General features: G+C 40.1%; 20 protein-coding genes. 19 read left to right on the top strand and 1 reads right to left on the bottom strand.

What is annotated here, in order from left to right; translation table 11 throughout:
* The first annotated feature begins 49 nt into the window (after nt 1–49).
* From IGI64_RS07310 to IGI64_RS07300, 3 genes are read left to right on the top strand one after another with little or no spacing between them, the layout of a single operon-like run.
* Nucleotides 50–1,933 carry an ABC-F family ATP-binding cassette domain-containing protein gene (locus IGI64_RS07310; protein WP_429940039.1) on the top strand — a complete coding sequence of 628 codons (1,884 nt, stop codon included), beginning with the start codon at nt 50–52 and terminating at the stop codon, nt 1,931–1,933.
* Nucleotides 1,934–1,945: 12 nt separating this feature from the next.
* Nucleotides 1,946–2,893: a thymidylate synthase gene (locus IGI64_RS07305; RefSeq protein WP_429940038.1), complete on the top strand. Its 948-nt coding sequence runs from the start codon at nt 1,946–1,948 to the stop codon at nt 2,891–2,893.
* A 21-nt stretch (nt 2,894–2,914) separates the two neighbouring features.
* Nucleotides 2,915–3,415 (top strand): dihydrofolate reductase, encoded by a 501-nt coding sequence (locus IGI64_RS07300; protein WP_016625595.1) that lies wholly within the window; start codon nt 2,915–2,917, stop codon nt 3,413–3,415.
* 79 nt (nt 3,416–3,494) lie between these two features.
* Here the strand turns inward: IGI64_RS07300 and trhA are convergent, their stop codons facing one another.
* The gene (trhA, locus tag IGI64_RS07295) at nt 3,495–4,148 is read right to left on the bottom strand and encodes a PAQR family membrane homeostasis protein TrhA (RefSeq protein WP_016625596.1); all 654 of its coding nucleotides are present in this window, start codon (nt 4,146–4,148) and stop codon (nt 3,495–3,497) included.
* Nucleotides 4,149–4,277: 129 nt separating this feature from the next.
* Here trhA and IGI64_RS07290 point away from each other — a divergent pair, with 129 nt between their 5' ends.
* The 16 genes from IGI64_RS07290 to trmFO all read left to right on the top strand — a co-directional run bounded on the left by IGI64_RS07290 (nt 4,278) and on the right by trmFO (nt 21,633).
* The gene (locus IGI64_RS07290; RefSeq protein ID WP_429940037.1) at nt 4,278–5,120 is read left to right on the top strand and encodes a DegV family protein; all 843 of its coding nucleotides are present in this window, start codon (nt 4,278–4,280) and stop codon (nt 5,118–5,120) included.
* 174 nt (nt 5,121–5,294) lie between these two features.
* Nucleotides 5,295–6,191 (top strand): SGNH/GDSL hydrolase family protein, encoded by an 897-nt coding sequence (locus IGI64_RS07285; RefSeq protein ID WP_429940035.1) that lies wholly within the window; start codon nt 5,295–5,297, stop codon nt 6,189–6,191.
* A 74-nt stretch (nt 6,192–6,265) separates the two neighbouring features.
* Nucleotides 6,266–6,892, top strand: coding sequence for a YpmS family protein (locus IGI64_RS07280; protein WP_429940761.1), 627 nt, complete (start codon nt 6,266–6,268; stop codon nt 6,890–6,892).
* Nucleotides 6,893–6,907: 15 nt separating this feature from the next.
* Nucleotides 6,908–7,426: a peptide-methionine (S)-S-oxide reductase MsrA gene (msrA, locus tag IGI64_RS07275; RefSeq protein WP_429940034.1), complete on the top strand. Its 519-nt coding sequence runs from the start codon at nt 6,908–6,910 to the stop codon at nt 7,424–7,426.
* Nucleotides 7,423–7,641, top strand: a complete 219-nt coding sequence (locus tag IGI64_RS07270) for a YozE family protein (protein ID WP_034863262.1) — start codon at nt 7,423–7,425, stop codon at nt 7,639–7,641. Before msrA ends, IGI64_RS07270 begins: the two co-directional genes overlap by 4 nt.
* A gap of 99 nt (nt 7,642–7,740) precedes the next feature.
* A complete protein-coding gene (lepB, locus tag IGI64_RS07265) occupies nt 7,741–8,292 on the top strand; it encodes a signal peptidase I (RefSeq protein WP_016625607.1) in 552 nt (183 codons plus the stop codon).
* Between the two features lie 271 nt (nt 8,293–8,563).
* On the top strand, nt 8,564–9,862 hold the full coding sequence (locus IGI64_RS07260; RefSeq protein WP_429940033.1) for a GHKL domain-containing protein: 1,299 nt from the start codon (nt 8,564–8,566) through the stop codon (nt 9,860–9,862).
* Between the two features lie 404 nt (nt 9,863–10,266).
* The gene (locus IGI64_RS07255; RefSeq protein ID WP_429940031.1) at nt 10,267–11,361 is read left to right on the top strand and encodes an NADH-dependent flavin oxidoreductase; all 1,095 of its coding nucleotides are present in this window, start codon (nt 10,267–10,269) and stop codon (nt 11,359–11,361) included.
* Nucleotides 11,362–11,501: 140 nt separating this feature from the next.
* The gene (locus IGI64_RS07250) at nt 11,502–12,188 is read left to right on the top strand and encodes a DUF1003 domain-containing protein (RefSeq protein WP_429940030.1); all 687 of its coding nucleotides are present in this window, start codon (nt 11,502–11,504) and stop codon (nt 12,186–12,188) included.
* Between the two features lie 200 nt (nt 12,189–12,388).
* Complete coding sequence (locus tag IGI64_RS07245; protein WP_429940029.1) at nt 12,389–14,395, top strand: alpha/beta fold hydrolase; 2,007 nt, start codon at nt 12,389–12,391, stop codon at nt 14,393–14,395.
* Nucleotides 14,392–15,393, top strand: coding sequence for an alpha/beta hydrolase (locus tag IGI64_RS07240; protein WP_429940028.1), 1,002 nt, complete (start codon nt 14,392–14,394; stop codon nt 15,391–15,393). Before IGI64_RS07245 ends, IGI64_RS07240 begins: the two co-directional genes overlap by 4 nt.
* A gap of 162 nt (nt 15,394–15,555) precedes the next feature.
* Nucleotides 15,556–16,410, top strand: a complete 855-nt coding sequence (ylqF, locus tag IGI64_RS07235; protein ID WP_429940027.1) for a ribosome biogenesis GTPase YlqF — start codon at nt 15,556–15,558, stop codon at nt 16,408–16,410.
* Nucleotides 16,407–17,171, top strand: coding sequence for a ribonuclease HII (locus IGI64_RS07230; RefSeq protein ID WP_429940026.1), 765 nt, complete (start codon nt 16,407–16,409; stop codon nt 17,169–17,171). The genes ylqF and IGI64_RS07230 overlap by 4 nt, the downstream gene beginning before the upstream one ends.
* A 60-nt stretch (nt 17,172–17,231) precedes the next feature.
* Entirely contained in the window at nt 17,232–18,098 is an 867-nt protein-coding gene (gene dprA / locus IGI64_RS07225) for a DNA-processing protein DprA (protein ID WP_429940025.1), read from the top strand.
* A gap of 117 nt (nt 18,099–18,215) precedes the next feature.
* Nucleotides 18,216–20,294, top strand: a complete 2,079-nt coding sequence (gene topA, locus IGI64_RS07220; protein WP_016625619.1) for a type I DNA topoisomerase — start codon at nt 18,216–18,218, stop codon at nt 20,292–20,294.
* Nucleotides 20,263–21,633: an FADH(2)-oxidizing methylenetetrahydrofolate--tRNA-(uracil(54)-C(5))-methyltransferase TrmFO gene (gene trmFO / locus IGI64_RS07215; protein WP_429940024.1), complete on the top strand. Its 1,371-nt coding sequence runs from the start codon at nt 20,263–20,265 to the stop codon at nt 21,631–21,633. The genes topA and trmFO overlap by 32 nt, the downstream gene beginning before the upstream one ends.
* Nucleotides 21,634–21,961 lie beyond the last annotated feature (328 nt).

The following is a 21,961-nucleotide window of genomic DNA, read 5'->3' as shown; positions in this document are numbered from 1 at the left end:
AATTTTCTGTTTTTTATGCTACAATATTTGAGAATAAGGAGGAGACAAGTTGAAAGAATTAAAAGTAACTGGCCTCAAAAAAACATATGGTGAAAAAACGTTATTTGAAACAATCAGTTTTATGATCCACGAGAAAGATCGGATCGGTTTGATTGGTACAAATGGTACAGGGAAAACCAGCCTGCTGAATATATTAGCAGGAACCGATAGCGGCGACGGCGATCAGGAAGCTGTTTTTTATCCAAACGATTTTCGAATCGGCTATCTTTCTCAAAATACCGATTTTCCTGGTGAGAACACCGTACTCCAAGCCGTTTTCCAAGGGACGAGCCCATTAATGCAAACAGTGCGCGAGTACGAAGAAGCGTTATTGGCTTTGGCGGAAAATGGCGAAGATCCTGCTGCACAAAAAAAATATACCCGAGCGGAAGAACAAATGAATAAACAAGATGCTTGGGCAGCAGATACAAATGCAAAAATCATTTTGCAAAAATTGGGTATCAGTGAATTGGATAAAAAAATAAGCGAATTATCTGGTGGACAGAAAAAGCGTGTTAGTTTAGCACAAGTTTTGATCGATGAACCAGATCTGCTTTTATTGGATGAACCAACGAACCATCTGGATTATGCAGCGATTGAATGGTTGGAAACTTATTTGAACCATTACCGCGGTGCGTTATTGATGGTAACACACGACCGCTATTTTCTTGATCGGGTGACTAACCGGATCTTTGAGCTTTCTTTTGGCAAACTTTATGAATACAAAGGAAACTACGAGGCGTATGTCTTAGCAAAAGCAGAGAGAGAACGTGTTGATGCAGAGCAAGAAGAAAAACGCAAGCGACTATACAAGCAAGAATTGGCGTGGATGCGTGCAGGTGTTCAAGCACGAGGCACGAAACAACAAGCAAGGATCAATCGTTTCGAAGATTTGAAAGACAATTTGTATCAAGTCAATCAGACGGAAGATTTGGAATTGAATATCGCAACACAGCGTTTAGGAAAAAAAGTACTAGAGATCAAAGACGGCAGCTATGCAATAAACGGCATGCCGATCTTAAAGGACTTCCAACTGCTGATCCAATCAAGAGAACGATTAGGAATCACTGGTAAAAATGGTGCCGGAAAATCGACACTATTGAATATCCTAGCAGGAAGAATACCGTTAGACAGCGGCATCTATACCATCGGAGAGACCGTTCGATTGGCTTATTATACACAAGAAAATGAAGAGATGGATCCTAACAAACGGATGATTGCTTATCTGCAGGAAGCAGCAGAAGAGATCCAAACCGCGGACGGGCTGCATATCGGAGTGGCGGAATTATTAGAACGATTTTTATTCCCTCGTTTCATGCACGGAACGTTGATCGGCAAATTATCCGGCGGCGAAAAAAGACGGCTTTATTTGCTGAAATTACTGATCCAACAGCCAAATGTACTTTTACTGGACGAACCGACCAATGATTTGGATATTGCCACATTGACGATTTTAGAAGATTATTTCAGACAATTTCCGGGAGCGGTCATCACCGTTTCCCATGATCGCTATTTCTTAGACAAAGTAGCAGATAAATTGCTGGTTTTCCAAGGTGCTGGCAAAATCGATCTTTATTATGGGAACATGTCTAGTTATCTGATGAATCAGAAAGAAGAACCATCGATTTCAGAAAAAGTAAAAGAAAAAGTGCCTGCGCAAACGGAGACAAAGAAAAAGAAACTCACTTATATGGAACAAAAAGAGTGGGAAACGATTGAAGACGATATCGCTGTGATCGAAGAACAGATCACACAGCTGCAAGAAGAAATGAACCATCAAGGAAATGACTTTACCCGCCTGCAGGAATTGCAGAAAGAAACGACGAAATTAGAAGAACAGCTCGAGGAAAAAATGCTGCGTTGGGAATACTTGAGCGAGTGGGCAGAAAACTAGGAGGATGATTCAATGGAGCAAGCATATCTTGACTTAGGACGAACTTTGTTAGAAAAAGGACACCGCAAAGAAGACCGTACTGGTACAGGTACATACAGTATTTTCGGCTATCAAATGCGTTTTGACCTGCAAAAAGGCTTTCCGCTTTTGACAACAAAAAGAATCCCCTTTGGACTAATCAAAAGCGAACTGCTTTGGTTTTTGAAAGGCGATACGAATATTCGTTATCTTTTAGAAAACAACAATCATATCTGGGATGAATGGGCATTTGAACGTTATATCAAAAGCGCTGATTATACAGGGCCGGATATGACAGATTTCGGACATCGCAGTTTGACAGACCCAGCGTTCAACGAAGAATACAAAGTACAAAAAAAACAGTTTTGCGAAAAAATATTGAATGATCCAGCTTTTGCTGAAAAATATGGGGATCTTGGTCATATCTACGGCTATCAATGGTGCCATTGGGAAACAAAAGACGGCGGATTCATCGATCAGATCAAAGAAGTGATCGAAGCTATCAAAAAAACACCAGACTCAAGACGTTTGATTGTTTCCGCTTGGAATCCAGAAGATGTTCCAAGCATGGCTTTGCCGCCTTGCCATACAATGTTCCAGTTCTATGTCAATGACGGACGCTTGAGTTGTCAGCTTTACCAAAGAAGCGGCGATGTTTTCCTTGGTGTCCCATTTAATATTGCCAGTTATGCACTTCTGACACATCTGATTGCACATGAGACTGGACTTGAAGTAGGCGAATTCATCCATACATTAGGTGATGCACATCTTTACAGTAACCACGTCGAGCAAATGCAGGAACAGTTGAATCGAGAAATACATTCATTTCCTGAATTGATATTGAACCCTGAAAAAACATCGATTTTTGATTTTGAGATGGAGGATATCACACTAGAAGGCTACGATCCTCATCCAACCATCAAAGCACCGATCGCTGTATAGCGGTCCAGAAAGGATGAAACTATGTTAGCAGCAATTTGGGCACAAGATGAAAAAGGATTGATCGGAAAAGACGACCAACTGCCTTGGTATCTGCCAAATGATTTGAAGTTTTTCAAACAAATGACAGAATTAAATACTCTAGTGATGGGGCGTAAAACGTTTGAAGGAATGGGCGGCCGTCCGCTGCCTAACCGCCAAACAATCGTGTTGACACGCGACTTGACGTATCAAGCAGACGGAGTGATCGTCATGCATGCAATGGAAGAAGTCTTGGCATATGAGAAAGAACATGACGGCATCGTATTCATCGCAGGCGGCGCAGCAGTTTATCAAGAATTTTTGCCTTACTGCGCGATTTTATATCGCACAGTGATCCATCATGGGTTTGAAGGAGATACTTATTTTCCGCCAGTTGATTGGGAAGAATGGTCTTTGATCAATTTAAGTACAGGGGAAGTGGATGAAAAGAACCGCTATCCTTATCAATTTGAAACCTACCAAAGAAAAAGCGACGTGGAATAAATACATCCGCATAATAAAAAACACATCGAAACCTTATTTAAAAGCGTTCGATGTGTTTTTTTCTTCATAGAAAGCAGAATCAAGTATAGAACAATACTGAAAAGTACATGAATCCTGCCCCTAACATAACAAAGAGATGCCAAACAACATGCATAAAGCGGATCGAATTCAAGCTGTAGAAAAAGGCTCCTACTGTATAAGAAACGCCGCCAAGGACCAAGAGCGAAACACCAACTGGTCCTAGTGAATGATAAAGAGGAACAGCGGCGATCAAACAAAGCCAGCCCATGATGATATAGATCAGTGTAGAGATTTTTGAAACTTTTTCTTTTTTATGAAGCGTCAGCGATTTATAAACGATTCCTGCAATCGCAAATAACCAGATCAATGCAAACAGTGTCCAGCCTAACCAGCCTTTTACACTCAAAAGACAAAATGGTGTGTAACTGCCGGCAATCAAAAGAAAGATACTGCTATGGTCAAATACTTGGAAAACTTTTTTTGCTTTCGTAAAAATCAGCGAATGGAATAATGTGGACGTAAGGAACAACAAAATCATCATTGAACCATAAATCGCATAGCTGACAATATGCAAAGGAGAATCTAACTGCACTCCTTTGATAAGCAAAATCACAAGACCAGCAATACTTAGACCCGCACCAATCCCGTGAGTGACTGCATTACACACTTCATTGACAATCAGATAAGTTCTGCTGAAACCTCTTTTTTCCATGAAACCGTCTCCCTTATTGTTTTAATTTGATGAAAAATTGATTTTTGTCTGTTATACTAAAAATAGAATGAGCCTTAAGAGTAGTTTACCACGAAAGAAGGCAGCTGTTAAAGAAAGAGTGGGGAAACAATGACAAATGTTAAGATTGTAACAGATTCTTCTTGCACAATGGAAAAATCCGTGCGAGATGCTCTGGATATCCATGTGATGCCATTGTCAGTGATGATCGATGGAATCGTATATCCGGATGATGATACATTAGACGGCGAAAAATTTATGAGTATGATGGCAGCGGCAAAATCTTTGCCGAAAACAAGCCAGCCGCCAATCGGAGAATTTATTTCTTTATATGATGAATTAGGAAAAGATGGTACGAAAATCATTTCTATCCATATGACAAAAGGATTAAGCGGGACTGTCGAGGCTGCACGTCAAGCGAGTAATCTGACACAAAGCGATGTCACAGTTATCGACAGCGACACGACAGACCAAGGACTTTCTTTCCAAGTGATCCGAGCAGCCGAAATGGCTAAAGAAGGGAAATCTGCAGAAGAAATCATTGCAGAAGTCGAAAAAATCAGAGAAAATACAAAGCTGTATATTGGGATCTCTACATTGGACAACTTGGTGAAAGGCGGAAGAATCAGCCGGACAAAAGGACTGCTTTCAAGTATCCTCAATATTCGCGTCGTGATGGACTTTGCGCATTCCGAATTAGTGCCAGTAATCAAGGGTCGCGGAAAGAAGACCTTTGACAAATGGTTTGATGAATTGAAAAAAGAATTAAGCACCATTCCAAATATTCGGCAAATCGGTATTTCTCATGCAGATGCACAAGAATTGACGATGGAATTCAAACAAGAATTGCAGAAAATGTTTCCTGACATGACGATCCCGGTCTTGCACACGAACCCGATCATAGCAACACATACAGGAAAAGGCGCCTTTGCAATCATGTATTACGTAGATTAGAAAAGCTGGGACAGTTGATTTATTCCGTTTCCTTATTTTCAGCAAACCTCGACGTTTCAACGATTGGATGCTGAGAATCGGAAAGAATAGATTTTCTGGTCCTGCTTTTTATTATTTCCCCTACCTTTTTAGCAAAACTTTTGTTAAGATAAAAACCAATCAGAGGTGAATAAAATGAAACGAATGAAACCAAGACTTCTTCTTTTGCTCCTGCCATTAGTTATCGCGATTGCGGTATATGCAGGACTCTCATTTTCTTTGCCAAAAGCTGAACCTCTGTTGAAGCCAGGAACTGCAGTGCAAGATGATTCGTCCAAGAAAGACAAAATCCACTACATAGCAATCGGCGATTCTTTGACAGAAGGCGTTGGAGACCAGACCCAGCAAGGCGGATTTGTTCCTTTAGTCGCAAATGATTTAAAGGACCGTTATCAGCTCACAGCAGTAGAAATCGAGAATTACGGGGTCAACGGCGAACGAAGCGATCAGATTTTAAAACGATTGAAGAAAGAAGAAAAGATCCAAAAAAATATTGCTTCGGCTGACTTTATTACACTTACTGTCGGCGGCAATGATTTGATGAAAGTAATCCAGAACAACTTTTTCGGCCTAAGCGTCGATTCGTTTAAAAAACCTTTAAAAAATTATCAAAAAAATGTCGCTTCTTTAATTGAAGAAATGCGTTCATTGAATAAAACAGCACCCATCTATGTCTTAGGGATCTATAATCCTTTTTATTTGAACTTTCCTGAGATAACAGATATGCAGACAATCGTTGATAATTGGAACAAGGGAACAGAAACGACTCTGTCAGAAGAACCGAATACTTATTTTATCCCAATCAATGATATCCTTTATCAAGGACTGGACAATCAAGTCGGTATCACAGCAGAAAGCGGCACACAAGACAGCGGCTCAGGCGATAATCTGAACCAATTGAAAAATAATGTGTTGTATGAAGAAGACCACTTCCATCCCAACAATCTGGGGTATCAGCTGATGGCAAATGTGGTCAGAGATCAGCTCATCAAAACACAAGAGAAGTGGCTGCTGAAGGAGGAGAATAGATGACGGAAAAAGAACCAGAAAAAAGAGTCTCCAAAAAAACACCAAAACAAGCTTCAAAAAAACCGTTCCGCGAATCGATGCGAAATCCTTGGAAAATCGCATGTTTAGTATTGATTGGTTTGATTCTTGGCACAGGGATCTTTTTAGGAACAAGGATCTTTGCGAATCGAGAACCAGACTATAAAGAAATCCCAGCAATCACTGCGCGTCAAGGAGAACCTGTTTTGACGATCAATACGAAAAAAGAAAAAGTCAATCAGCTGATTACCTTCTTTTTAGAAGACTTCCAAAAAGACAGTGATGTGAAATATAAATTTTATTTAGAAAACGAAGCTCTGTTAAACGGTGAATTTGAGATCTTAGGATTTCCGATAAACTTTTATTTATATTTTGATCCATATGTTATGGAAAATGGGAATGTACAATTGAAAGCAAAAAGCCTCTCAGTTGGGACGCTAAGTTTGCCAATCAAAGATATCATGAACATGATCAAACGAAATTATAAACTGCCTGATTGGATCGAGATCAATACCGATGATTTAACAGTGATGATCCGGCTTGATCAGTTCCGTATGCAAAATGGCATGTATATCAAAGCAGAACGAATCAATCTAGTAGACGATGATATCCAATTCAGCTTATACTTGCCTAAAACAAATGATACAGACAACACAACTACCACAGAAACAACAGAAAGCAATTAGAAAGAAGGAACGAAGATGGAACGTGCGATTTTTGCCGGCGGCTGTTTCTGGTGTATGATCCAGCCATTCGATACACTTACAGGAATCCATTCAGTGATGTCTGGCTATACAGGCGGACATGTGGAAAATCCTTCTTATGAGCAAGTGAAAAATCATGAAACAGGCCACACCGAAGCAATTGAGATCATCTATGATCCTGAAAAAATCAATTATGATGATTTACTGGAAATCTATTGGCAGCAAACAGATCCAACAGATGCCTTTGGACAATTCGAAGACCGCGGAGACAATTATCGCCCAGTCATTTTTTATTTTTCAGAAGAACAAAAGCGCGCAGCAGAAAAAAGCAAACAGCAGCTGCAAGCGAGTGGACGTTTTGATCAGCCAATCGTTACTTCGATCGAACCAGCACAAACGTTTTATTTGGCGGAAGAAGAGCATCAGGAATACTACAAAAAACATCCGGAGAATTTTGCTCGAAACCACGCTAGAAGAGCTGCGTTTATCGCTGATAATTGGGAGGAGCAAGCATGAGCCGCAGTTTTTACCATTATTTGATGACACTTCGAGGGCCGCAGCGTGATGCAGTGACGACATTTGCCAACGAAGCAGGAAAAGATATCCAATTTCCCAAACACACTACAGAATATGAAGAAGTTTCCGATTATTTAGAGATGAATGTCGATTACTTAGATTCCATGGACATTTTTGATGAAGCATGGGAAAAATACAAAGAGAACAGCCGCTGAGAAGCGGCTGTTCTTTTCTCATTAAAAAATATTCTTAGCAGTCGCATTTCATACCGAAATTCCTTATAATGAAAGAAGAGAAAAAAATGAGGGATAGAATTGACGAAAAAACAACGCTATATCGATCGCTTCTGGCTAGTAGTCAAATATTTTCTGAGTGCGGCTTTCATTGCTTTTATTTTACGCGGGTTTTTCCTGATACCGGTACCTGTTGAAGGAAACTCTATGGAAACGACATTAAGCCAGGGAAATATGATCGCCATGGAAAAAATAACTGAAATCAAGCGTTTTGACGTCATCGTTTTCCAATTAGCAGATGGAACGATCTACATCAAGCGAGTGATTGGTTTGCCAGGAGAAGAAATCAGTTATCAAAAAGACCAGCTTACAATCAACGGGAAAATAATAAAAGAGCCTTTTTTGCGTAAAAACATCCAACTTGACCATGAGGATGCTTCTTATACGACAGACTTTACGTTGCAGGAACTGATTGGAGAGGATCGGCTCGCCGACGACAGTTATTTTGTGATGGGGGACAATCGCCGTGTGTCTAAAGACAGCCGTTCATTCGGTACTGTATCAAAAGACGAGATCCTTGGCAAAGCGAGGTTTGTTTATTATCCATTCAGTGATATGAAGTGGATTCGTTGAGCAGTCAAAAATAATTATTTCGGTTCGAAGCAGACGGGACAGATAATTGTTCCGTCTTTTTTGTTATAGAAAATAGTTTTTTGGGGATCAAAAAATGATAAACCGATGAAAATATCAGTTCCATGAGCAAGAGCGGGCAAAAAACATAGGATAATAATAAAAGAACATCGACTTTTTCGTCAAAATAGAAGTATCTCAGACGATAAGCTCACATTAATCAATATGGGAGTGTTATGCAAAAAAATCGTATCAAAGAATTGGAGGGATTTATTTGTTAGTAAGCAATTACAATGCTGTCCAGCTTTTTGTCAGTATCATCGGTCTGTTAGGCGCAGGTTTTTATTTTTATCGAATGAATTTCCTGACAACGTATAATTATTTGATCCTGTGTTTTTTGTTTTTAGGGGAAGAAGCAGGTGTCTTTTTTATGCAGGAAGAAGCGTTGTTTCTTTTTATGCCGGCTAATTATCTGCTGGTTGCTCTATTTCTGACGATTTCTGGTCAGCTTTTCATCACAAGTGTGTTTTTGACGATGTTTGCTTTTGCCATTGATCAACTTTCGCGGATCGCTGTTGACAGTTTGTTCATGTTTTATGAGATGGATTTCTTTCCAACATGGAATGTTGTTCGCTGGCTGGCAGTATTTACAATGATCAGACTGCTTTTATTCCTGTTTCAAGATCGATTGTATAACTGGTTTATTTATAAGTCTCATATCCTTCAAATCACCGTGTTTCTCAAAAAGAAAAATGCCTTTATTTTGAGTATCCTCTTTTTTGCCTTCTTTTTGGGACTGAAGCTGTTTTTCGGGAGTCCGATCTTTGCGTTCCAGCGTTTTTACTTAACATTTAGTTCAGCTGTATTTTTCTTGATCCTGTTATTTGTTTCGCTGGCAGGGATACTTTTAAGTAAACAAAAACAACAATTGAGTTTGCATATCGAGAAACAAGCAGCAGCAGAGCTTTCTTTAGCGAATATCCAAACATTGACGCATGATTTCAACAATATCTTATATACATTAGCTGAGTTGATCAAACATAATGACAAGGAAGAAGCTTTAGCTTATATCTCAAGTATTTCAAATTATATCAATGAGGAAATCCCTGTCCGCAACTACCACAGGATCGAACAAATGAAAAATCATTGGCTGAAACATTATTTAGTTTCTGCTTTGAAAAAATGCCGTCAGCAAAACATTTCTGTTGAATTACAAGTGCAGGAAATGGAACAGATACTGGATGATTTTTTAATGATCGACGCGGTCAGATGTCTGTCTATCCTTTTTGATAATGCTGTTGAAGAATGTACGAATCAAGAGAAGACAACTATAAAAGTAGATCTTTATATAGAAAGCCGCTATATTGACTGTAAAATCGTTAATTCTCTTCATACTTCTAAAAAAGCAAAAATGGACTGCGCCAAAAATGGATTTACAACAAAACCTGGACATCAAGGGATCGGACTGACTAGTATTGATCGAATCGTTTCGAAATATCGTCAAGGAGAATTTTACTTTAAACAGGCAAAAAAGGAATTTACGACGCAATTCGTATTGAGGAAAAATGAATAAACAGATAACTAAGAGGTGAAAAGCGATAAAAAGAAAAATCTATGTCATTGGCGGGATTTTCCGTACACTTCAAACACATGCGAACGAAGGGGATATTGATTGGAACCCAGAAAAAAGTTGAGGCAAAAGCCGAAAACTTCTTTCTGGTTTTTTGCTAAACATAAAGAGTAAAAAACGTTATTTTTTGTGTATAAAATCGAAAACTTTGATCACTGAGCAGAAACTCATATTTCCATGCGTACTTTTTGGTGCTATAGTTACTAAAAGGTTCCTTTTTTGGCAGAGTAGGAAAAGAAAATATTGTTTTTTTAAAGAGTATTTTTTATTTGACAAGCTTTCTTTTTTTGGGATAGAATACGTAGCGCTAAGAAACAAAGACGTGTACCAATTTAGGAGGAAGAGCAATGGCAAATTTTAAAGAAACATTCCAATTCAAGAACGGAAGTACACTACGCAACCGTTTGATGCTGTCGCCAATGACAACGGAAATGAGTTTTTACAATGGGATCGTGACCCAAGATGAGCTCCGCTATTATGCAAATCGCTCACATGATTTAGGCGCTGTGATAACAGGAGCAGCGAATGTACAAGCAATCGGACAAGGTTGGAAAGGTGAATTAGGTGTTTATGATGACCGCTTTATTCCTGGATTGACAAAATTAGCTAAAAGCATCCAAGCAGGCGGTGCTAAAGCGATCTTGCAGATTTTCCATGGCGGACGTATGACACCAACAGCTGTGATCGACGGACAACAACCTGTTTCTGCTAGTGCAGTTCCAGCAGAAAGACCTGACGCACCAACACCTCTCGCGCTAACTGGTGAAGAAGTGCTTGCTGTGATTGAAGATTTCAAAAAAGCAGCGATACGCGCAGTAAAAGCGGGCTTTGATGGTATCGAGATCCATGGGGCCAATACTTATTTGATCCAACAATTCTTTTCACCACACTCAAATCGTCGTGAAGATGAATGGGGCGGAAGTTTAGAAAACCGATATCATTTTGTGGATGTTTTGGTAGATGAAGTGATTGCAGGTGTCAAACAAGCAACCAGCGAACCGTTTATTATCGGCTATCGTTTTTCTCCTGAAGAATTTGAAACACCTGGGATTCGTATGGAGCACACACTGTACCTTGTCGATCATTTAGCTGAAAAAGAATTAGACTATCTGCATGTTTCTTTAAATACGTATGATCGTGTGTCTGTCGAAGAAGCATACCAAGAAAAAACGATTTTAGCTTATATGCAAGAAAAAATCGCCGGACGTTTGCCATTGATTGGTGTAGGAAGTATCGAAACAGCCGACGATATCGAAAAAACATTACAATCCGCTGATTTAGCAGCTGTTGGCCAAGCAATGCTTGTTGACCCAGACTGGGCGAAAAAAATCTTAGCTGATCAGCCAGTAAAACGCGTGTCTGAGTTGCCTGAAGAAATTCGTGCACTTTTTCGTATAAGCATCTGGGATTATGTCGATGCAGTTCGCGGAGATAAACGTTAATATAGGAAAGAAAATAGTAATTACGAAATTTTCGTGATTACTGTTTTTTTTGTGCTGTTTTTCTTCTCAATAGCTGAAAATACTTTTTTTCAGAAAAAATAAGTATAATTAAGAAAAATGAGCATAGAGGGGGAGCACAGATGGAGGGCAGACAAAAAGAAAATCGTATTGATCTCAATGAAGTAGAGCCGAAGATCCGCAAGTACTTGCTTGATAAAAATCCTGAATTGAATGAAGATTCCACGATTTCATTTGTTGAATTATTGAACTATCGTCTGGAATACTTGCAGGAACAGATTCTTCAGGAACAAGATGAAACGAAGAAAATCAATCAAGAAATGATTGAAAAAATCAAAGAGAATAAAATCATCAGTACAAATCTCAATAGTTCGTTTGAAGGGAAAAAGACGCTAGGACAAAAAGCGGCTGATGCGATCGCAAAATTTGGCGGAAGCTGGCCGTTTATTTTTATATTCATTTGTGTTTTGATCATCTGGATCCTTTTGAATTCAATGACAGATTGGTTCCAACCTTTTGATAAGTACCCGTTTATTTTATTGAATCTTGCACTCTCCTGTCTTGCTGCGATCCAAGCCCCTATTATCATGATGAGCCAAAACCGGCAAGCAGCTCGTGACCGAAAAGAAGCAGACAACGACTACCGAACAAATTTAAAAGCGGAACTGGAGATTAGTTTGCTTCACGAGAAAATCGATTACTTGATGTCCGAACAATGGCAGCATATCGTCGAACTTCAGCAGCTGCAAATCGAATTATTGACCCAGCTCCATGAACAAATCACACCGCAAGAAGAGACGAAAAACTAATTTTTTATAAAAATAGTACGTAAAAGACCGGTATATTTTTATCGGTCTTTTGTCTTTTTCCAATTAAATTATTGAACAGTCAAGAATTTTTTAATCACTTTTTTCATTTTGCTCCTTTTTTGTAATAAACCTCTTTTTTCTTGTATATTAAATGATTGCGTTTTCATAAAATGCATATATAACAATAAGGAGGATATAGAATGAGTAAAAAAATGAACAAGTATGTATATGCGGCAGCAGCATTAGGAATGTTACTGGGAACAGTGAACCCAAGCCTTGTCAATGCGGTATCTAATGAGGATGCAACAATGACTTCGCAAGCTGATGCAGCAGAGAAAACGAGCGAGATAAGTAGCGCAATAACAGAGAAATCAAGTTCGGAAACACAGCAAACTGAAACCCAACAGTCAGAAACAACAACCTCAGAAACAACAGAACAAAGTACCACGACAGATTCAAGCACACAACCAAGTACTGAACAGACGACAGATCAGACAGCAGCTGCTGATACTGATCAGGAAAACAGTCAGTCGGCAGTAAATGATAACGACACCGATAAAGCAGAAATTGCTAAGATAGGAAAAGGCGATAAATTCAATCCGGACTTATTTTTAAAATTTACGGAACGCAAACTTCATGAAGCTTACAATAACAGCCTGCCCTCTTTTGTATTTAAAACGATAGCACTGAGAGGAGCGGTCGATGATTTGATCGCACCGGAAAACATCAAAGAAAGATTTGACGTAGCACCAGAGATCATTAACCATCTTGTAGCTGCTTATTTTATGTACGATGCCGCTTTTGCCAAAGACAGTGTTCTGTTTTCACTTTTGGCATTAGCCGATACGGCGGAAGTGCCTAATACAGGATTTTATCCGAACACGGAACAATTGGAAGGAACCACACTTAACCATGAAGATGGACAAATGATGACAGTAAAAAGTTATTATGTTGATCAGAAATCGGATAAAACGGTGATTATCCATGGAGGAGTTCGTGGAAATTGGACGAACGGAATCGTTTCTGATGAATATAAGAATTTCTATGATGCCGGTTATAATCTGTTGTTTGTCGACTCACGAGCAAGCGGTGCAAGCGGCGGCGATTATATCACTTATGGGGCCTATGAATCAGATGATGTGCTTTATTGGGTCAATAGAGAAAGCAGAGAACGTCCGCAACAAAAGATTTTATTATACGGCGGATCAATGGGCGCGGCTACCATGATGTCGACCTTGGCCAAAGATGTACCATCAAATGTAAAAGGCATCATCGAAAATTGCGGATTCAAATCAATCAATGAACAATTACGTTTCACCTATCAAACGAAAATAGCACCGGCTCTTATGAATCTTTTTGACAAGTTAGATGTAGCTGCTGACCAAGCACACGAAGATATGTACATGTCGATGCTTCAGCAATATTACAATGATCCTTATGTAAAAATCGATTTGACACAAGATCTTCCAGTTATCGGAATGACAAATTCTGCGATTCCTAAATTGATTATCCATGGCAGCGCAGATACAGTTGTTCCAGTTTCCAATGCGTCCGCTTTGTATGATCTTGCCAGCGGATATAAAGATCTGCTCATCGTTGAAGGCGCAGACCATGGGAAAGCACAAGAAGTCGATCCAGCAGCGTATGATCAGCATGTCACTGATTTCTTGAAAGTCGTTTTTGAAGATCATGTCCAAGTAAGATATCAAGATGAGCAGGGGAAAAATTTGCTTAAAGAAGATTGCCTGGTCTTGTCAGGTACTTACGGGGAGCCCTATAAAACAGAAGAAAAAAACTTTGCTGGATACAAACTTCTTTCAGTTGATGGATCAACGGAAGGAACGTTCAATGAAAAAGTACCGACAATTACTTATATCTATCAAAAGGAAGCAGTAAAACCGGATGATAATTCAGGAAATCCCACTAATAAAGACAATTCTTCTGGTACTAAAGATGACACAACTAAAAATGATACAAGTAAAACTGAACCTGTAAAAGATGAAACACCAAACGTACAAAATATTTCAAAAACAAACGTGAAAGTACAAGAGAACAAGCCCGTAACTGCAACTAAAGGATCATCCACGAACAACTTGCCAAAAACAGGTGACACAACGCATCCCGTATTGATGATCACAGGCGGTGTGATTAGTGCAGCAGCCGTGTTGTTCTGGTTCTTTCAAGCAAGAAAGGGGCTGAAAAAATGAAATGGGTAAAACGGATCTTGCTGACCTTGATCTCATTGATTGTTATACTGGTTCTCGGCATTTTTCTAATCAATCAACTTACACCAAAACCAGTCAGCTACCTAGTTAGAACTCAATTTGATACGAGTGATAAAAAACAAGTCTACCCACGACCTAAAGATTTTGATCAAAAAATAAATATGTTATCCGTAAGTGAAAATCAAAAATATCCTTCAAAATATGACAATAATGTATTAGATATCTATACACCGAAAGATTTAAAACAAAAAAGTGCCGTTTTGTTTTGGATGCACGGCGGAGGATATGTTGGCGGAGATAAAAGAGATTGTCAAGATTATTTGAAATTGCTTAGTGCAGACACAAATACTATCGTCGTCAACATCAACTATACACTTGCGCCAGAAACTGCCCATCCTGCACCAGTGCAGCAGCTGAATGAAGCAATAAAATTTATGAAAGAACATGACACAGACAAAATCGATTGGTCGAAGGTGATGATCGGCGGTGATTCAGCGGGAGCACAAATCGCTAGTGAATATCTAACAGCGCTTTATGACGAACAAATTCAGAAAATGGATCAAATTACACCAGTCATTTATGGAGAACAAGTCCAAAAATTCATTTCCCTGTCAGGTTTGCTGGAACCAGAAAAATTCACAGAAGTTTCAGATTCGATCTCAAGTTTTCTTTACAAACAATGCGGCTGGGCTTATTTCAATGATAAACAGTTTACAGAGTCAAAAGAAATTGCACAGCTTTCGCTTCATTCACAGGTCAAAAACTTTGACCAAAGCTTCTTTTTTACTGACGGAAACGAAAATACTTTTACAAAACAAATGATGGACGTTTCAAAAAAATTGACAGCGGCCGGACGCCGTGTGACTACTGTTTCTTATGACAAAGAGACTGCCACACTAGGACACGAATACCAATTTGATTTTAAAATCCCGCAAACACAAGAAACCTACAACAAACTAACAGCCTTTTTGAAAGAATGATTCTGTCTGCCAGCAGTGGGGAAATGAAAAAATATCGGCAATCGAACAATAAACGCCATAGAATGTGTTACAATAACTTCGGAGAAATTCAAGATCAAACGATCCGTTAAATAGATTATTTGAAGAAATCGAAGAACGTTGCACCATCTAAGGAGGAATTTTATGACCATACAGTGGTTTCCAGGACATATGGCGAAAGCCCGCCGTGAAGTTTCTGAAAAAATGAAATACGTCGATATCGTTTTTGAGCTGGTCGATGCTCGATTACCGTTATCTTCTCGTAACCCAATGCTAGATCAGATCATCCAGCAAAAACCTCGTCTTGTTTTGTTGAACAAAGCAGACCTCGCAGACCCGCAGCAAACACAAAAATGGCAAGCTTATTTTGAAAAAGAAGGACATGCTGCGTTAGCAATCAATGCGCAAGAAAATAAAGGAATCAAATCGATCCTTGCTGCTTCAAAAGAAGTCTTGAAAGAAAAAAGAGCGCGAGATGCCGCGCGCGGCTTGAAGCCGCGTGCGATCCGTGCCATGGTCTTAGGTATTCCCAATGTCGGAAAATCCACGTTGATGAATCGCTTGGCAGGGAAAAAAGTAGCGCAAACCGGAAATAAACCCGGCGTGACAAAAGGTCAGCAGTGGCTCCGTTCAGGCAGCGAATTAGAACTGCTGGACACACCAGGGATCTTGTGGCCTAAATTTGAAGATCCGGAAATCGGGAAAAAGCTAGCATTGACTGGCGCAATCAAAGATCAATTGGTCCATTTAGATGATTTGGCGATTTACGGCTTAGACTTTTTTGCCCGCTATTACCCAAACAAAATCAGTGAAAGATACAATCTGGAAGCCGATCAAGAACAGCAGCTGGCGCCAGAACTTTTGATGACGATCACTCAAAGAAGAGGATTGAGAGACGATTATGATCGTGGAAGCGAACTAGTTGTTTTTGATATTCGTCAAGGAAAATTAGGCCGTTATACATTAGACCGTGCAGAAGAAATGGAGTCCGACGAATGAAAGAGTCGATCCAGCAAATCAAAACCAAACTGATGCAATGCACAGATTTGGCCGATCCTTACGTCCAAATGATCAGATTGGATGAAAGAAAAGGAGTTCAGCAAGCATTACTTGGTTTAGAAAAACGACTAGCGAAAGATCAGGCACTCAAAGAAAAATATCAAGAAATGCTTCTTTTTGAGAATCAAGGCTATGCAAACGGCCATCAATTTATCGCGGGTATAGATGAAGTGGGCAGAGGACCATTAGCTGGGCCTGTGGTCGCTGCTGCAGTTATTTTGCCAAAAAACTACGAACTTCTCGGATTGAATGATTCAAAACAGCTTTCTGAGAAAAAACGAGAAGAACTGTATGAAAAAATCACAGAGAATGCTTTAGCTGTCGGCATTGGAGTCATCGAAGAATCAATTATCGATCAAGTCAATATTTACGAAGCAAGCAAGCTGGCAATGATCCAAGCGGTTGAACAATTAGCCATCCAACCAACGTATCTGTTGATTGATGCCATGGTTCTTGATTTACCGATCCAACAAGAAAAAATCATCAAAGGCGATGCCCGCTCTGTTTCGATTGCGGCAGCTAGTGTTATTGCAAAAGTCTATCGCGACCGTATGATGAAAGAATATGAAGCACTTTATCCTGGTTATGGATTTGCCAAAAACGCAGGATATGGAACCCAAGAACATTTGAATGGATTGAAAGAAAACGGCATCACACCGATCCATCGAAAAACTTTTGCACCTGTCAAACAATACATTTAAAAAAAAACGTGTCATCTTTTGCGTATCTTATTAAAAAAGAGAAGCGAAAGGTGGCTTTTTATGTATAAAATAGAAGAGTATCTTCTGCGTTTAGCTTATGCAGAAGGAATCAGTGCGCAAGGGAAATGGCGAGTGTTCCAGCATCTCTTGCAATCTTCTCAAGAAGAGACTGAAGAATTATTTGACAGCGAAAAAATCATCAAATTAGCAAAAATCACTGCTTACAGAGAACTGTTCCGCAAAAGTTGGCTCAATACTGAAGAAAACTGGGAATCAATCAGTAAAGATAAACGGTATATCACCTGTTTGGACGCACGATATCCCCGACAGCTCCATCACTTGGCGTACCCTCCAACGGTTCTTTTTTATAAAGGAAATCTGGAACTGCTTGAAGCGAATATGCTGAGTATCGTTGGCGCGAGAGAACCTTCTTTTTTAGGAAAGAAGACCGTTTTTTATTTATTGAGACCTGTCATTGAAGCCGGCTATGTAATCGTCAGCGGCTGTGCAAGAGGGATTGATACATTTGGGCATCAAGCAGCCCTGGAGACTGGCGGGAAGACGATTGCAGTGATTGCAACAGGAATTGATCAAATCTATCCCAAAGAAAATAAAAAAATTCAAGAAATAATTGGAAAAGAGCATTTACTGCTTAGCGAATATCCACCGAATGCCGGTGCTTTGCGTCATCGTTTTCCTATGAGAAATCGAATCATCGCAGCGTTATCTAAAGGGACTTGTGTCATTGAAGCAAGGAAGAGAAGCGGTTCGCTGATCACTGCGCAGCAAGCACTTGACTTAGGAAGAGAAGTTTTCGCGGTACCTGGAAATATTCTTGCGGAACATTCAGAAGGGTGTCATCAGCTGATCCAAGATGGTGCAAAATGTACGATTTCCGGCCAAGATATCCTGGCAGAACTCCCTTAAAAAAACAACCTTTCTTGACAAACGTTTTCTGAATAGATATGATTAGCTACGATTTGTGTATGAATTTCGCCTAATTATATAGTAGGAACTCGACAAGTGAAAGGAGCCCATTCTAGAATGGCATATAAATACTTAGTGATCGTTGAATCACCTGCGAAAGCAAAGACTATCGAAAAATATCTTGGCCGCAATTATAAGGTTATGGCAAGTGTCGGCCATATCAGAGATTTGCCAAAGAGTAAAATGGGAATCGATGTAGAAAACAACTATGAACCGCACTATATTTCCATCCGAGGAAAAGGCGATGTGATCAAAAGTTTAAAATCTGCTGCAAAAAAAGCACAAAAAGTCTATCTCGCAAGTGACCCGGATAGAGAGGGAGAAGCGATTGCTTGGCATTTAGCTTATTTATTAGGTTTAGATTTAAAAGAAAAAAATCGCGTGGTCTTCAATGAGATCACGAAAGATGCGGTAAAAGCAGCCTTTAAAGAACCGCGTGTGATCGATGTCGATCTTGTGGATGCGCAGCAAGCCCGCCGCGCACTGGATCGTCTAGTAGGGTATTCGATCAGCCCTATTTTATGGCGCAAAGTCAAAAAAGGATTGAGTGCCGGGCGTGTTCAATCCATTGCATTAAAACTGATCATCGATCGTGAAAAAGAAATCCGTGAATTTGTTCCTGAAGAATATTGGAGTATCGACGGAAACTTCAAGAAAGCACGGAAAAAATTCAAAGCTAATTTTTGGGGAATTGACGGCAAAAAGAAAAAACTTTCAAATGCTGAACATGTAAAAGAAGTCACTACCCGAATCGACGGAGAAGATTTTGAAGTCAAGAAAGTCGAGAAAAAAGAACGCAAAAGAAATCCTGCTAATCCATTTACGACCAGCAGCCTGCAACAGGAATCTGCTCGGAAATTGAATTTCCGTACCAGAAAAACCATGATGGTCGCACAACAGCTTTATGAAGGAATCTCTTTAGGAAAACAAGGTACAGTGGGTTTGATCACTTATATGCGTACGGATTCGACTCGGATTTCTGATACAGCGAAAAGTGAAGCAGCTGAATTTATCGAAAAAACTTATGGAGACGAATTTTCTGCTCACGGCAGCCGCAAAGTAAAAAATGCTCAAGGAGCGCAAGATGCCCATGAAGCGATCCGCCCGACGAGTGTCTTAAGAACACCAGACGAAATCAAACAATATTTAGATAAAGATCAACTGAAATTATACACGCTTATCTGGTCACGCTTTGTTGCCAGCCAAATGACACCAGCTATTTTAGATACGATGAAAGTGACATTGGATCAAAACGGAGTGATTTTCGTTGCCAATGGTTCCAAAGTAAAATTCAAAGGGTTTATGCAAGTGTATGTTGAAGGACGAGACGACGGCAAAGAAGACAAAGAAAACATCTTGCCTGAATTGGCAGAAGGCGACATCGTCCAATCTGTCGATATCGAGCCGAAACAGCACTTCACGCAGCCGCCAGCTCGTTTCAGTGAAGCAACATTGATCCGGACACTGGAAGAAAACGGCGTGGGCAGACCTTCTACTTATGCGCCAACATTGGATACGATCCAAAGACGCTACTACGTGAAACTGACACAAAAACGATTTGAACCGACTGAACTAGGAGAAATCGTCAATTCATTGATTGTTGAGTTTTTCCCTCAGATCGTTGATGTCCATTTCACAGCTGAGATGGAAGGCGACTTAGACAAGGTCGAAGAAGGAAAAGAAGAATGGGTCAAAGTCGTTGACCGCTTCTACAAACCATTCGAAAAAGAATTGACGAATGCGGAAGAAAATATCGAAAAAATCCAGATCAAAGATGAACCAGCTGGCTTTGACTGTGATGTATGCGGAAATCCAATGGTCATCAAATTAGGGAAATACGGCAAATTCTATGCCTGCAGCAATTTCCCAGACTGCCGCAACACGAAACCAATCGTCAAAGAAATCGGTGTGGTCTGTCCTGTCTGTCACGAAGGGCAAGTCATCGAGCGGAAATCAAAGAAAAACCGATTATTCTACGGTTGTTCTCGTTTCCCAGACTGCGACTTTACTTCTTGGGATAAACCAGTCGGCAGAGATTGTCCAAAATGCGGCAAGTACTTAGTCGAGAAGAAAGTCAAAGGCGGCAAACAAGTGGTCTGTGTCAATGGAGACTACGAAGAAGACGTTCAAAAATAGAAAGAAAAGAGGCAATTCATTGAAAATAGTTAATGTTATCGGCGCAGGACTTGCAGGAAGCGAAGCAGCTTGGCAAATCGCACAAGCAGGTGTTCCTGTCCGTTTATACGAAATGCGTCCAGTAAAATCAACAGAAGCACATCATACTGATCAATTTGCAGAATTGGTTTGTTCAAATTCTTTAAGAGGCAACAGTTTAGCAAATGCGGTTGGTTTGCTGAAAGAAGAAATGCGCAGATTGAATTCAGTAGTAATCACTTCGGCAGACGAAACGGCAGTTCCTGCGGGCGGCGCATTGGCTGTCGACAGAGATTCTTTTTCTCAAACGATCACAGCAAAAGTCAAAGAACATCCATTGGTGACAGTCGTCAATGAAGAAGTAACAGAAATCCCAGAAGGTATCACAGTGATCGCTACGGGACCGCTGACTTCACATCCTTTAGCAGAAGCAATCAAAGCATTCAACGGCTCTGATGGATTTTATTTCTTCGATGCTGCTGCCCCAATCGTGGACAAAGCAACCATCGATATGGATAAAGTATACTTGAAATCTCGTTATGACAAAGGGGAAGCAGCTTATCTGAACTGCCCGATGACAGAAGAAGAATTCACAGCTTTCCACGAAGAACTTGTGAAAGCAGAAGTAGCCGAGTTGAAATCTTTTGAAAAAGAAAAATATTTTGAAGGCTGCATGCCAATCGAAGTAATGGCGCAGCGCGGATTCAAAACAATGTTATTCGGACCGATGAAACCAGTCGGCTTAGAAGATCCTAAAACAGGCAAACGCCCATATGCAGTTATCCAGCTGCGTCAAGATAATGCGGCAGCTTCGTTGTACAATATCGTGGGCTTCCAAACGCATTTGAAATGGGGCGAACAAAAACGTGTATTCCGAATGATCCCCGGTTTGGAAAATGCTGAATTTGTCCGTTACGGTGTGATGCATCGAAACAGTTTCATGAATTCACCAGAACTGCTTCGCCCAACCTATCAATCTGCAAAACGTGAAGACTTATTCTTTGCTGGTCAAATGACAGGTGTCGAAGGCTATGTGGAAAGCGCAGCTAGCGGCTTGTTAGCAGGTATCAATGCTGCAAGATTGGCAAAAGAAGAAGAGCCGATTGAATTTCCGCAAGAAACAGCAATTGGAAGTATGGCTTACTATATCACGCATGCAGAAGGAAAACATTTCCAACCAATGAATGCAAACTATGGTCTGTTCCCTGAACTGCCAAAACGTATCAAAGATAAAAAAGAGCGTTACACAGCCATTGCTGAACGCGCATTAGCAGCAAACGAAAAAGTGATCGAAGAACTATCAGAAGCGGCGAAAGCATAATTTTCGCCGTGCCTCTATGAAAAAAAGGTTTGGAACTGCGGCAAACGTCAGATTCCAACAAAGAACTTGCAACTACTTTACGGCCGCCTCGCTGGAAAAGCGAGGTGCCGTACCGGCTCAATCCCTGACTGATCGGTCAGGGATTGAGCCGGTACGAAGCGTCAAAAAGCAGAAATCGTTCATTGTTGGAGATGTTTTCGCCAGTCTCAAGCCTTCTTTCATTTCTGTGAATTGTTGCAATTGTGAACAAGCTTAAAAATATTGGTTAAATTCTGACAATTCATTTGTCTTTTTTGTATAGCTATGCTAAATTAATTTCTGGAATCAA

The sequence above is a fragment of the Enterococcus sp. DIV0210g genome (assembly GCF_050559705.1).
Classification (GTDB): Bacteria; Bacillota; Bacilli; order Lactobacillales; family Enterococcaceae; genus Enterococcus_B; species Enterococcus_B faecalis_A.
The sequence above is the reverse complement of the archived record's forward strand: the minus strand, read 5'-3'. Positions and strand labels throughout refer to the sequence as shown.